The organism is Candidatus Woesearchaeota archaeon, from assembly GCA_018302225.1.
In the GTDB taxonomy this organism is placed as follows: Archaea; Nanobdellota; Nanobdellia; order SCGC-AAA011-G17; family JAGVZY01; genus JAGVZY01.
This window is the reverse complement of record JAGVZY010000007.1, coordinates 67,164-80,757: the sequence shown is the minus strand read 5'-3', so window position 1 is coordinate 80,757 and position 13,594 is coordinate 67,164. Positions and strand designations below refer to the sequence as shown.

General features: G+C 29.4%; 13 protein-coding genes. 7 read left to right on the top strand and 6 right to left on the bottom strand.

The genetic code is table 11. The features are described 5' to 3' along the window. Window positions 1-187 precede the first annotated feature (187 nt). Window positions 188-1,423 (top strand): AAA family ATPase, encoded by a 1,236-nt coding sequence (locus tag J4403_01545; GenBank protein MBS3166873.1) that lies wholly within the window; start codon window positions 188-190, stop codon window positions 1,421-1,423. Window positions 1,424-1,440: 17 nt separating this feature from the next. Then, complete coding sequence (locus J4403_01540; GenBank protein ID MBS3166872.1) at window positions 1,441-1,986, top strand: hypothetical protein; 546 nt, start codon at window positions 1,441-1,443, stop codon at window positions 1,984-1,986. A 28-nt stretch (window positions 1,987-2,014) separates the two neighbouring features. Here J4403_01540 and J4403_01535 read toward each other — a convergent pair whose 3' ends face one another. From J4403_01535 to J4403_01525, 3 genes are read right to left on the bottom strand one after another with little or no spacing between them, the layout of a single operon-like run. Further along, window positions 2,015-2,821, bottom strand: a complete 807-nt coding sequence (locus J4403_01535; protein MBS3166871.1) for a nucleotidyltransferase domain-containing protein — start codon at window positions 2,819-2,821, stop codon at window positions 2,015-2,017. Window positions 2,822-2,870: 49 nt separating this feature from the next. Beyond that, entirely contained in the window at window positions 2,871-5,006 is a 2,136-nt protein-coding gene (locus J4403_01530) for a hypothetical protein (protein MBS3166870.1), read from the bottom strand. Between the two features lie 31 nt (window positions 5,007-5,037). Further along, complete coding sequence (locus J4403_01525) at window positions 5,038-6,573, bottom strand: hypothetical protein (GenBank protein ID MBS3166869.1); 1,536 nt, start codon at window positions 6,571-6,573, stop codon at window positions 5,038-5,040. Window positions 6,574-6,666: 93 nt separating this feature from the next. On the opposite strand from J4403_01525, the gene J4403_01520 reads away from it, so the two are divergent. After that, window positions 6,667-7,023 (top strand): hypothetical protein, encoded by a 357-nt coding sequence (locus J4403_01520; protein ID MBS3166868.1) that lies wholly within the window; start codon window positions 6,667-6,669, stop codon window positions 7,021-7,023. After that, complete coding sequence (locus J4403_01515) at window positions 7,017-7,493, top strand: signal peptidase II (GenBank protein ID MBS3166867.1); 477 nt, start codon at window positions 7,017-7,019, stop codon at window positions 7,491-7,493. Before J4403_01520 ends, J4403_01515 begins: the two co-directional genes overlap by 7 nt. Here J4403_01515 and J4403_01510 read toward each other — a convergent pair. Both J4403_01510 and J4403_01505 read right to left on the bottom strand, forming a co-directional pair. Beyond that, the gene (locus J4403_01510; GenBank protein ID MBS3166866.1) at window positions 7,440-8,018 is read right to left on the bottom strand and encodes a dephospho-CoA kinase; all 579 of its coding nucleotides are present in this window, start codon (window positions 8,016-8,018) and stop codon (window positions 7,440-7,442) included. The two genes, J4403_01515 and J4403_01510, sit on opposite strands and share 54 nt — an antisense overlap. A 15-nt stretch (window positions 8,019-8,033) precedes the next feature. Further along, window positions 8,034-8,651, bottom strand: a complete 618-nt coding sequence (locus tag J4403_01505; GenBank protein ID MBS3166865.1) for a class I SAM-dependent methyltransferase — start codon at window positions 8,649-8,651, stop codon at window positions 8,034-8,036. Window positions 8,652-8,966: 315 nt separating this feature from the next. Between J4403_01505 and J4403_01500 the strand changes: the two genes are divergently transcribed. Continuing rightward, window positions 8,967-10,439: a DEAD/DEAH box helicase gene (locus tag J4403_01500; GenBank protein ID MBS3166864.1), complete on the top strand. Its 1,473-nt coding sequence runs from the start codon at window positions 8,967-8,969 to the stop codon at window positions 10,437-10,439. Window positions 10,440-10,522: 83 nt separating this feature from the next. Beyond that, window positions 10,523-11,386: a DMT family transporter gene (locus J4403_01495; GenBank protein ID MBS3166863.1), complete on the top strand. Its 864-nt coding sequence runs from the start codon at window positions 10,523-10,525 to the stop codon at window positions 11,384-11,386. Here the strand turns inward: J4403_01495 and J4403_01490 are convergent. Next, window positions 11,383-11,847 carry a hypothetical protein gene (locus tag J4403_01490; GenBank protein ID MBS3166862.1) on the bottom strand — a complete coding sequence of 155 codons (465 nt, stop codon included), beginning with the start codon at window positions 11,845-11,847 and terminating at the stop codon, window positions 11,383-11,385. The genes J4403_01495 and J4403_01490 overlap by 4 nt on opposite strands. A gap of 76 nt (window positions 11,848-11,923) precedes the next feature. Here J4403_01490 and J4403_01485 point away from each other — a divergent pair, with 76 nt between their 5' ends. Next, on the top strand, window positions 11,924-13,588 hold the full coding sequence (locus tag J4403_01485; GenBank protein ID MBS3166861.1) for a glutamate--tRNA ligase: 1,665 nt from the start codon (window positions 11,924-11,926) through the stop codon (window positions 13,586-13,588). The last annotated feature ends 6 nt before the right edge of the window (window positions 13,589-13,594 follow it).

The window sequence follows — 13,594 nt, the reverse complement described above, 5'->3', positions numbered from 1 at the left end:
GCAATAAAAAGAAGATTTGGAGATAGTGTAAATTCTCATTCAGTGCGTGGAGTCCGCACAGAAATTTATAGCAAGTTAGTTTGCTATAACCTATTAGGCAAACTTTTGTGGTTTTCTATATGACTCGGGACAGAGCCGTTTAAATAAAAAAGTTTATATACAATAAACCTTTAAGAGGGGTTATATTATGATTAAAGAAAAAGATACAGGTTTTTATATTGCAAATCAGGATCAAGCAGGATTTGATGAGATTCAAAGATTATTGATTTCTTATACTAATCATAACCCTGTAGTGCTTGAAGGCGAGCCTGGAGTTGGTAAGACTGAACTTGTTAAATTCTTGGGAAAATTATTAGAAACTGAAGTTAATCGTTTTAATTGTTCTGAAGACACAATGTTAGAAGATATTATTGGTGGAGAAAAATTAACTGCGGTTGGAGAAGAAGGTAGTAGAGCTACAGATACAAAATTTGTTGAAGGTGTTATACCTAAATCTATGAAAAAAGGAGAAATTTGTTATTTGGATGAATTTAATCAAGTAAGAGTTGGTGTTCAAAAAGGATTGAATAGCACTTTAGAAGAAGATGCTACATTAAGAACACCGGATCAAAAGGAAGTTAAAGTCAATCCAGGATATTTATGTATTATTTCTTATAATCCTGGTACGTCTCCTGGTATGGCAGATATAGAACCTGCAGTTGCAGATAGATGTAAATATATCAAGTTTGAAGATTTGAATCATGATTTACAAGTAAGAATAGCTTTAGTAAAAGCTAAGATCTTAAATGAAAAAGACATACTTGATGAAGAAGTAGAAGAAAGAGGGGTAATAATAAAAGATATGTCTCAAGAAAAAGATAAATCTAAAAAAGAATTAGAAGAAGAATTTTCATTTGTTATAAAAAAAGATGGAACATGGTGTTATCATTCTAATGGTAAAAAAGTTCCTGATAATACAGAAGGTATAATAAAGAAATATTTATTTTATAATAATGAAGGAAATAAAAAGTTAGATACTCCTAATGAGAAAGTTGAAGAGTTGTATGAACTTACATCAGAATTTATAAATTATATTGGAGAAATTAAAGAAATTATTAGAAATGGTACTAATTATTTAAGTGATGATTTTAAAGAACATTTTGATTTAGATGAGTATAATAGATTTGATTTAGAACTTCCCGGACCAAGGCCCATAATTAGAGCTATAAAAGAATATCAGGTTTATAAGAATAAAGGATATAGTGCATCTAAGATTAAAGAAGTGATTACTAGAGGTTTAATCGATGGAATTTGTAAAGGAAAAATTGCAAGTAAACAAATAGGAAAGAATTGCACATTGAGACAACTTTTTGAGAAAATCGCTCAAGCAAAAGGTTTGTTGAATAAGGGTTCGGATTATGCAGATATACCCATTTCAGATTAAAATAATAAATTTAAAAGATGGTGACTAGACAAAAAAGGAAGTTCAATTGGAATAGATTAGATTATTCTGAGGGTGCGCTTGAGCCTTATATCGAAGTTCATTTAGATGCAAGAAATTCTATAATAAACAAAACAAATTATTTTTCAGCTATCGTTGTTGCAACTATACTAGTGTTTGTAAATTCACTTTTATCTGGGAAAACAATACATTCTATTTTTAGTTTGGCAGATATAGCTACTATTTTAATTGTTCTGACTTCAACAACTGCGTTAGTAATGTGTTTATTAATTATTTATCCTAAGAAGAAGAGGATGGAACAACAGGACATAATTTTTGCAGGAAATTGGGTTAATAGGATTTCATTAAAAGAGTATATTAATAAAGTGAAACTAGTTTTTAAATCTCAGGAGAAAATATTGGAACACTTTGCTGAAGATGTATACTTATTCTCTGAAAGATATATTTCTTCTAGAAATAAGATACTCAAAAGAGCAGTCACTATTTATCTTATAGGTCTTATAATCTCAGTTATACTTTTTATTATTTCATTTATAATTTCTTAAATTTTTGTGTAGAAAATAAGGTTTTAGATTAAATTTTCTTTTTTTCAACTATAATTCTCATTTCATCTGTAAATATTTTAACTTTAGTTTTATGAGAATCTATTTCTGAACCTGCAATTTGTGTAATATTTCTGTGTGCAATGTTATGAACTAAAGTGTACATTTCTTTAAACCAATCTGCTCTGTTGGATTTTAATTTTCCTTTGGAAACAAATACTTTCTTTAACATGTCATAAATGTGTTCTGGGCTTGGAGGAGTGTGTCCTTCTGACATTAAAGCTGCATGAGCTGAATCTATCATTGCCCAATATAGGCCTTCGATTGCCCCAAGAATGTTTATATTCGATCTTGTTAGGTGGAAAGGAACTCTTTTTAGTGTTGTGTGTATTGCTTCTGGTGTTGGTTTTATCAAACCTCTAATTAATAAAACTTTTAGAGGTGCAAAAAATCCACCTAAATCAATTAAGGGTTCACCATAACGTATAATATTTATGGCTAAGGGTTCTCCAATTTTTAATTGATACCAGAAACTTGAAAGTGTAACTGTATTGATATGTAATTTTGATTTATTTTCCTGTTTTTCTAAAATTTTTGCAAGCTCTGTTCTATACCACGCAATTAATTCTTGATTCCATTGAACTGTGCAGTCATCTATAATCACAATTAAATCAATATCACTATTTTTTTGAATTTCATTTTTTGGAACACTTCCAAATAAAGCAATTGCTTTAATTAAAGTTTTAAATTCTCTATATAATTTTACTGAGAAATCATAAGCTGTTTCATAATCTGATTTAAGTTCGTCTTTTTTAGTTCTTATTTCTTTGTTTGGCATTTTATACCTTATTTTTTAGTTTTACTTTTGAGTTATTAAAAGTTATTTATCATTCCATAGGGGTTCCTGAAAATTGAGATTTGCCTTGTGTAGACATAGAACCTCCTAAATCTGTTGGAAGATTTACAAATCCTGGTGCTCCATACATACTGAAGTATGAACTCGGAAGGAATTCTCCAAATTCCGCACCATAACCTGTTGATAGACTTTGCATTCTCGTTTCTTTCCAGTTTGGAGCCATTTCTCCTGAATATAATGGTGATTTAAAATAATCCATTGCATAAGGAATATCGCTTTCTTTAAAATCAGATATAAATTTTCCTGCTTCTATAATTTTTCTTCCTTCAAAACCGGCTTTATCTAAACTTTTCATTATCTCTTCTATTGGAACATTGCCCATACCTGGAGCAAGGTGTGAATCGCTTGTTCCAAAATTATCTGTAATATGAAGATGTTTAACATATTTTGCAATTTTTTCTGTTTCTTTAATAATATCTTTATCATCATAACCCATACTCTTTAAGAAATTAATATGTCCAACATCCCAAGTAGCAGAAATCATTTCTTCAGCAAGTTTTTTTGCTTTTTTTTCATCAAGATGTTTATTTTTAATTAATTTTTCTGCAAACTTACTTCTAGAGTCTTCAATTAGTTTTTTTAATTCATCTGCACGTGAAATTGCAAATTGTCCGACTGGTGGGTTTTCAATTGTAATTAAGGGTGCGTTTTTTCCTTTAGAAGTCCACTCTTCGTAAGCTCTTTCTGCTAGATCTGAAAAAGTTTCTGAGCCTTTTTCTATTGCAAAGTCTTCGAATAATCTAAATCTTTCTGGATAAGTAATTTTTCCATTTGAAGCATATTGAAGTTCGTCTGGAAGATTTTGCATAGAATCTGCTACTTCTTTTATTTTGTCAGCGTCAATGTTTATTAATCTATTATTTGCTTCTAAATAGGCTATTGCTGTTTGATCTCCTTGTTTCGCAAGTTGATCCAGTTTATCACGTGAAACTTTTTCCCCATACCGTTTATTTAATTCTCCTCTGATTTCATTCATAATTTTTCTTATAGCCATTTTGTCTTCGCTATATTTTGCAGAAATGTTTGAGAGACTCTTTATTTTATCTTGATATACTTCTTTTAGTTCTTCTGAGGCATTTTCACAACTTTTATTTAGATTATCATATATAGAATTAACTTGTGAATCCATTGCTTCGTCTATTTGTTGTATGTTGGCAGACATTAATGACATTTCACGCTTTTTTTGTTCAATTGTTTGTATTAATTTTAGTTTTTCATATTTAGCGTAGCTTTCTTCAATCTTTTTTTCTTTTAAATCTTGGTTTATTTTTACAAAAGTTTCTCCTGCCTCTTCTATATCTCTATTTATACCCTCAAAATTTCTTTTGATTTTGAAAATCTGGTGTTCACTTCCAAGAATTTTTTCCATTTCTTGATCCCAAGCATTTTTATTTAAACTTGTTATCCTTGATTCAGGAGTATAAACTTCAAGATGGTATCCTCTTTTTTCTTCTTCAAAAGTTCTAGGAAGTTGTTTAACTTCTTTGTAAATTAAAGGTTCAATTCTTCCAGTGTTAACATCAACTGCGGCTGCAGCTAATTTTTCAGTTGCTTCTGGAACAAGAACTCTCCAATCTGGTAAACCCATTTTTTCAGCTCTTATTTTTGCAAGTTCTATATCTTCGTCTTTTGGACCTTTGTATAATCCTTTTTGATAATAAACACCCGAGAAACTGTTTTCTCCACCAACTCCAACACTGGAGTGAAAGTTTACAGGAGTATTGTTGTCTGGATCTATAGTGTTTCCAGTTTTAAGATATTCCATCATTTCATTAACAACTTCTTTTCTTTTTTTCTCTGAGAATTCTCCTGAAACTGTTTTTCCTAAGACATCCACCATAGGTGCATGTAATGAAGGTTTAACACCTGTTAACTTTCCTAGTCTTCTTACTTCATCCCATTGTTGTTGTGGGATTTCTTCAAATTTTTGTCTTTGTAGACTTCCAAGTTCAAATGCACCTTGACCTGTGCTTGCACTTTGACTCATAGAAGCAGCAACATTGGAACCTGTAAAATCAGTTACAATTGCACTTCCAAATTCTTTTATAGTAATATCTTTAACTGGATTATCTCTTTTGAAATCAATGGAAGAATAATAATCATTCATAGTAAATGCCATTTATATTAAACTTGCTTAATTACCAGGCAAGCATCCTCCTTGTTTTTTTGAAGACATCATATGCAATGAAAGCCATTTTTCCTGCAGCTGTTCTTGCAGCTTTTTTTGTTTCTGAATCAATATAAGTTTGTTGTGTCTGCAATTTACTTTTTTTTGAAAATGAAGTCATAAAACCTTTAACCGGTTTGAATAATTCTGAAAATCCTACAAATACACCTGAAAAAGGATTTGAATATTCTATCTTTTTTTGTGGAGACTTTTTCATTTGTGAAATATGTTCTTTTATTCTTTTTCTTACTTCTGGATCTTTAGAAGTTTTTTCTAAATCTTCTAAGAATGTTAATCTTTCATTAAAATCAAATGTTTCTTCTTTATCTTTTGTGTAAGTTTCTGCGGCAGCAATTATTTCATTAATTGTTTCATCTGTAACTCCAGCTATCATAGAAAGACTATCTTTTAATTGAACTTCTTCAACTGCATTTACTTGGTCTTCATCTAATCCAAATCCCATAAATCTAAGTTCTATACGTCCTCCTTGTGAATAGTGTGAACCTCCTTGTTGGCTTCTTGTAATGTGGGGTATACTTCTGAATGAAAATATAACTTCGAGGCAAGAATAATATTTTTTTGAAGAAGCAGTATTTTCAATAGGCGAATCAGTTACTTTTTTCCCAAAAAGATTTACTTCCATTCTAAGATTATCAAATAAATTTACTAAATCTGGAGAATTAAAACTAACCATTTGAAGTTTTTGTGCTGCGATTAAATAGGGTTTGGCCCATTGAGAATATAATTTTAAACTTTCAATTTGGCTTTTCAGGTATAATCTTTCTATTCTATATCTTCTTCTTAATTCATTATCACTTAATGTTAACCAGTCATTAAATTCTGCAATTCTTTGCATTAAGATTCTTTGAACTCTTTCATTTAAATCTGCTTTTTTAGCTTCATTTACATCTTTTATTTTCATGAAAGCATCTCTAAGTGTAACAAATCCCAATTTTTGGGTGAGCATGTTTATACTTCCATTACCTTTTTGCATGTCAACTTTATCCATCCATAAGGATTTTAGCGCGAGGAGTCCTGCTTCTTTATCACTTTTATTTGTTGATTTTAGTCTATCATACATTAAAAGACGATTATCAAATTCCTTTAAACTATAAATTAAATTAAGAACACTTTTTATTATTGTGTTAATAGTTGCAATGTGTTTCATTGCTCTATCTTGAATGATTCCTGCTTTGGAGCCTAGATCTCCGTAAAATCCTCCACCTACTGAAGCTTCGAATTCGTCTAGAGTTTTGCTTACATCCAATCCTAAACCCCAATACTTGTCTCTCATCATATCTAATATTTGGAAGTAAATTGGTTCTAAACCTTCCATATAAGAATCATAAATTAAAAGAAAACCTTTTTCAGGGTAATTTTCATTTATTCCCAGGCAAGAAGAAACTGCTTTTTTTGCTATATCATCTGCTTCTTTGTCTGAAGCACCTTTTCTTTTTGCGATTGTTTTGGCGTTATATTTTATTGCTTTTTCTATAACAGAACCCATGCAGCACCTCTTTCCGTAATTTATATAAATTAAGACTACTTTTAAAGGTTTCGGTGGGTTAAAAGCCCAATATAAGAAAAAAGAGGTAAAAAAATGAGTATTTTCGGATTATTTAAAAAAAAGGATCCTTTGGAAAATCTTAAGTTAGATGATGATTTTTCTATGCCTTCTCAGAATAAAACTGATTCGTTTGGAATGAATAACAATTTAGGATTAAATCAAAATAATCCGTTAGATAAAGGATATTTAGATAAAAGATTTGGTAATGAAAGAAATGAAATGGAATTTTCTAGACCCCGTTTTGAAGTTCCAAATCCAAGACAAGAATCTATGCGTGGGCAAGAGCTAGAATTAGTTAATGCAAAGCTTGATGTTATAAGTGCAAAATTAGATAATTTAATTAATAGAATTAATGCTTTAGAAACAAAACAAAAATCTACAAGATGGTAAATAATTTCAGAACTAAATTATATAAATTTCCTATTCTAATTTTAATTACTTTTTTTGTTTTTATTTTTGATTTTATTTTTAAAAATCTTTTTTATAATAAAGATTTGCTATTATTTACTTATTTAAAAAATGGGGGGGCTTTATTTGGATTGTTTGAAGGGCATTTAGTTGGAATTATTATTTGTTCTATTATATTTGCAATAATCTTATTGTTATGTTATATTTATCTAAATGAAATATTAAAATATAAATTTGTTAAGAAAATAGTAAGCAGTAAACACAAAAAATTATTTAATTTATCTTTGATTTTATTGTTTGCTGGAACAATAGCTAATCTGGTCGATAGGGTTGTTTATGGCTATGTAAGAGATTATATCAGTATTTGGATGTTTCCTGTATTTAATTTGGCAGATGCTTCAATATTCATCGGCGCCTGTATGCTGATATTTCTTATTTTTAATTTGGATTAGAACGCTTTCTATTTGAGCGTGAAACTCTTCTATTGTTGTGTTATTAAAGATTTTATAATCTGCTTGTTGTAAACATAAATCGACTTGTTGGCCTTCTGGATTAATACTACGTCTGTCTTTTTCGTCACGTTCTCTAAATTCTCTATAAGTTTTAGGATCTCTAGCATCTCCTCTTGAAATTGTTCTTTCAAACCTTGTGTGTTCATCTGCATCTATGCCTATTAAAACAAATCGTGAATTTTTTTTAAGATAATCAACTTCACCAGGATTTCTTATTCCATCTAAGACCACATTTTCTCTGGTTATTTTTTCTAAAAGTTTTCTTGCAAGTACATTTAAATCTCCTTGTTTTCTAAATTCATCTCCCATCAATTGCAAATTTTCTCTAGTTATTTCTATTCCTCTTTTAATTAATTCATCTTTTAAAATATCTGAGAAAACTATTCTTTGAAAACCTTTATTTTCTAAGTATCTTGCTAAATCTCCTTTTCCAGAGCCGATAGTTCCTGTTAATCCAATTATCATTATAATTAGGAGTAATTATTTTTGAGCAAAGATATTAATCCATTCGTGATTTTTTCCTTCACGAGTATAACTCTTTAGAACACAAAATCCTGCTTTTTGAAGTGCGTCTTCTAGCTCAGATATACTAAAAAAGTTTATATTTACTTCAGAATCTTCCATATTAGAATATTTTACTGAGTTTAAACCATTGCCTTCTCTAACTGAAAGGAATAATACCCCCCCTTTTTTAATTGAAGAGTTTAAATTTTTAAGAATTGTGCGTATATTTTCTTTTTCTGTGTATGAAAGAATATCCATTGCCCATACACCATCAAATTGACTTTCATCTAGTTTAACTATTGAAATATCTCCAAGTTTGAATGCAGCATTTTTTATTTTTCTTTCACTTGCTTTTTTTATTAATTCTTCAGAAATATCAATCCCTGTAACATTTAAACCATAATCTGTTAGATATTTAGCATCTCTACCTGCAGCACATCCTGCATCTAAAATTTGGGCTTGTTCTTTAGCAATTAGAGAAATAAAATGATTTAATTCATATTGCATAAGTCTTTCTTCAGAAAGATTTTTATGTTGCTCTGCAAACTTATTGAAGAAATCCTTTGCTTTTAATGTCTTATTTTGGCTTGACATAGTGTTATGGGGGGGTTCAAGTTTATAAGAATTATTGTTTTATTTTGGTCGTTTTAGAAGTTTATAAATCAAAACATATATAAACCAAGGGCTTAATTTATAGGTATAAATAAGATAAAAGCATTAAAAAAGCTGGAAACAGGGGAATTTTCGCAAAAAATACTCATTCTGTTTCAATATAGCCCCTAATAAGGTAAAATAACCTTAAATTTAGTCTTAAAGTAGAAGTTTGCTTTAAAATAAGACTTTGCAAGGCAGTTTACAAGGCAATTAAATGTCTAAAGGGAATTAATGTTAATCTAAGGAGAAATAAAAATGACATTTGAGTTATTAAATATAAAGCCAGAGATAATTAAGGCTTTGAAAGAGCATGGTATAGTTAGTCCTACTAAGATTCAGAAACTAGCCATACCTATGATAAAAACAGGACAAGATGTAATTGGTATGTCCAACACAGGATCAGGAAAGACAATTGCTTTCGGAATTCCTATGTTAGAAAAAGCAGTTCCAGGAAGAGGTTTACAAATTCTAATTTTAACACCTACTAGAGAATTAGCAGTACAGATTACTACAGAAATGAAGAAATATGCAAAATATTTGCATTGTAAATTAGCAACTGTGTATGGTGGTGTTTCTTTACTTCCACAAACAAAAGAACTTAGAGACGCAGAGATTGTGGTTGGAACTACAGGAAGATTAGTGGATCATTTGAATAGAGGAAATCTAAACTTATCAAAATTAATATGTTTAGTTTTAGATGAAGCCGATAAAATGATTGAGATGGGATTTATAGAAGATATAGAATATATGCTTTCAAAAATTCCAAAGACAAGACAAGTTATATTATTTGGAGCAACAATTTCAGATGAGATAAATCATATTAAACATAAACATATGAAATCACCTTTAGTTGCAAAAACAGAATTACAAGTTCAAGAAGATTTATTAGAACAATATTATATAGAAGTTCAACCACATGAAAAGTTTTCTTTGTTAGTTCATTTGTTGAAGAAAGAAGATATGAAAAGAGCAATTGTATTTTGTCCAACAAGACATGGTGTAGATGCACTTGAAAGAAATCTTAGTAGACAAGGAATTAAAGTAGAAAAAATTCATGGAAGATTAACACAAAGTACTCGTCTGAGAATTATAAGGGAATTTAATGGTGGGGATTGTAATATTTTAATTGCTTCAGCAGTTGCTGCTCGTGGATTAGATATTAAAGGAATTACACACATATTTAATTATGGATTATCAAAAGATCCACAAGAATATATACATAGAGTGGGAAGAACTGCAAGAGCAGGAGAAACAGGAAAAGCAATTACACTTTTAGAACCTAATGAATATGATATATTTGCACAAATTTTAGATAGGTTCAGAGTTAAAATTGAAAAGCTACCTAAAGAGAATTTTGAAAGAATCGCTTTCCAAGCACATTCAAGAGGTGGAGATAGTCGTGGAAGATCAAATTTTAGAGGTTCAAGATTTGGTGGATCAAGATCTGGCGGACATTCATATAGTGGAAGAAGATTTGGAAGTGATTCAAGAAGAGATAATAGAAGAGAAGAACCTAGAGGTAATCAATCTGTTGGATATGGCTTTGGTCAAAGAAAACCTGAAGAGATTGAAGGCAGAGATAATAGACCAAGAAGGTTTGATGGGCCAAGAAGATTTGGTAATCATTCTTCTAATGAAAGAAGTTCTGAAGGTAGATCTGAAAATAGATCTGAAGGTAATAGATTTTCAAGTAAGAGAAGATTTGCAAGAAAAAAATATAATACTTAATCTTTTTTGGCAAGTTTTAATTTTTTTAGCCTTATTTTATTTAGATAAGAATCTTTATTAAGAGTAAGAAATATTCTTAAAATATGGGTCTAGAAATTGCAATTGTATTTGCTTTTGGAGCAATGTTGTGTTGGGCTGTTGGAGATTTTCTTATACAGAAATCAACAAGGAAAATAGGCGATATAGAATCTCTTGTTGTTATTGGAGCGATAGGTACAATTGTTTTGTTTCCATTAATATTAAAGGATTTTAATTTAATTTTTACTTTGCCTAATTTAATTTTATTATTGGTCTTAGGAGTAATAACTTTTGTAGCTGCGATTTTTGATTTTGAAGCTTTAAAGATTGCTAAGTTATCTACTGCAGACATTATTATGGAATTAGAATTGCCTATAACAATTTCATTAGGTTATATTTTCTTTAGAGAAGGATTGTCGATTATACAATTTGTTATTATTTCTTTAATTTTTATAGGTATAATTCTTGTTGCAACAGAATCTTTTGCACACTGGAAAATCAAATGGGAAAAAGGACTTTTAATGGCAATTTTGGCTGCGGTTGGAATGGGTTTAGTTAATTTTTTAACATCTGCGTCATCTAGAAGTATTTCCCCAATTATGGCTATTTGGGCTCCTTGGGTAATATTTACTTTATTTTGTGTTATAGTATTAATTAAGAGAAAAGGTTTTTCTAAATTAGCAAAAGATGTTTCTAAGTATAAATGGTTGCTTATTTGGATGGGAATAATAGATACTGCTGCTTGGTTATTTTATTCCTTTGCTGTTTTTGATAAACATGTAGGGATTATTACGGCAATTACAGAAAGTTATCCTGCTGTTGCTGTGTTTTTAGGGGTTTGGTTAAATAGAGAGAAAGTAAATTGGCATCAGTATCTTGGAGCAGCATTGGCAATTGGTTCAAGTATCCTTCTAGTGTTCTTTATTTAGTAAGCATCTGTTTTTAATCTTCTTTTTATTGGGATTGTGCTATGAATAATAGAATTTCTTAATTTTGCAATTCCAAAGAAACCTTTTTTATTTGTTTTTAATTTTATTACATAATCTCCATCTGGAAGGTTGGGTTCTTCTAGAATGAAAGGTTTTGCTTGTAAGAATAAACTTAAATCTTCTTCATCAAGTTCAAGCAAATCTTTTTTAGGTTTTACAAGATTCAATCCTTCAATTGTTAGTAAAAGTTTATTTGATTTAAATTCAGATTCATAATATCCAAATTCTAAACCTTCATTATAACTATCTTTAATTCCACTATATTCTCCTGAAATTATAAATAAATTATTATCTTTTCTGTAAAAAATTAAACCTTCTGAGTGAGGTTTGAAATCTACTCCATAGAGCTCTTTAATCTGCTCAAAAAGTCTCTTTTTGTCTTTTGAGTTTAGGAAGTTCATATCTAAAGGTAAATAAGAGAGGTATTTAAATTTATATTAAAAAAGCTTTAAATATAGATGGTGTTTTTCTAAGGTTATGGATTTAAAAGAAGAGATATATGCTTTTGTATTGCAAAATGCTGTAAAACATAAGGGAAAGGCACAGGCAGGAGCAATTGTAGGTAAAATTCTAGGTGATAAACCTGAATTAAAATCTCAATTAAAGGATATTCGTAAGCAAATTAATGAAATTATTTCTAAAGTAAATTCAATGAAATTAGATGAGCAAGAGCAAGAATTGGTTAAAGTTGCACCTGGTTTGCTTGAAGAAAAACAAGAAGAAAAACCAAGAGAACTTCCAGAATTGTTAAATATTTTAAATAAACCTATATTTAGATTTGCACCTTCACCATCTGGACCAATGCATATAGGACATGTTTTTTATATGTTGTTAAATGCAGAGTATAGTAAAAAATATAATGGTGAATTTATTTTAAGGATAGAAGATACAAATTCTGAAAATATAGATCCCAATGCTTATGAATTATTAGAACAAGATGGAATCTGGGCAACAAGTGGAAAAATAGACAAAATTGTTGTACAATCAGATAGATTAGAAGCTTATTATAATTATGCAATTAAAGCAATTACAAAAGGATTTGCTTATGTTTGTACTTGTAGTTCTGAGAAATTTAAAATTTTAGTTGATAAAGGCCAAGCTTGTCCTTGTAGAGATAATACTCCCGAAGATAATTTAACTAAATGGAATAATATGTTTACAACTTACAAAGAAGGAGATGCGGTTTTAAGAATAAAAACTGATTTAAAACACAAAAATCCTGCTATAAGGGAATGGCCGGCATTTAGAATTAATGATGCCGAGCATCCAAGAACAGGTAAAAAATATAGGGTGTGGCCATTAATGAATTTTTCTACTACAGTAGATGATCATGATTTTGAGATTACGCATGTAATTCGGGGTAAAGATCATATAGTTAATGTAGAGCGACAAAAATTCTTATATAGTTATTTTAATTGGAAATTACCTGAATTTTATCATTTATTAAGAATTAATTTTACTGATTTAAAAATAAGTGCAAGTGCATTTAGAAAAGGAATTGAAGAAGGGAAATATACTGGGTGGGATGATATTAGATTACCTACATTATTAGCATTAAAAAGAAGAGGAATTCTTCCAGAAGCATTTAGAAGATTTGTAATTGAAATTGGAATGTCAAAAAGAGATAAGACTGTTGCTTATGATGAGTTTATGAAATTAATTTATTTCTTTAATAGAGAGATTATAGAAAAAATGGCAAACAGATATTTCTTTATAGAAAATCCTAAATTGATAATTATAGAAGGTGCTCCAAATTTAGAAGCTGAGATGCCTTTACATCCTGATTTTAAAGAAAGAGGAAATAGAAAAGTAAAAACTAGTAAAGAATTTTATATCCAAGATGATATAGGTGGAAATATTGTTTATAGATTTATGCATTTATTTAATTTTAAAAATAATAAATTTGTAAGTTTAGAGCACGATCAAAATTTAAATGCAAAGATGATACATTGGTTACCTAAATCGGATAAACTAGTTAAAGTTGAAGTTTTGATGCCTGATGGTACAATTAAGAAAGGTTTGGGTGAAGAATTATTAAATGAATTAGAAGTCGGAGATATGATTCAATTTGAAAGATTTGCATTTTGTAAATTAGATGAAAAGTCAAAGAACAAATTAGTATTTTGTTACACGCATATATAGGGGGAA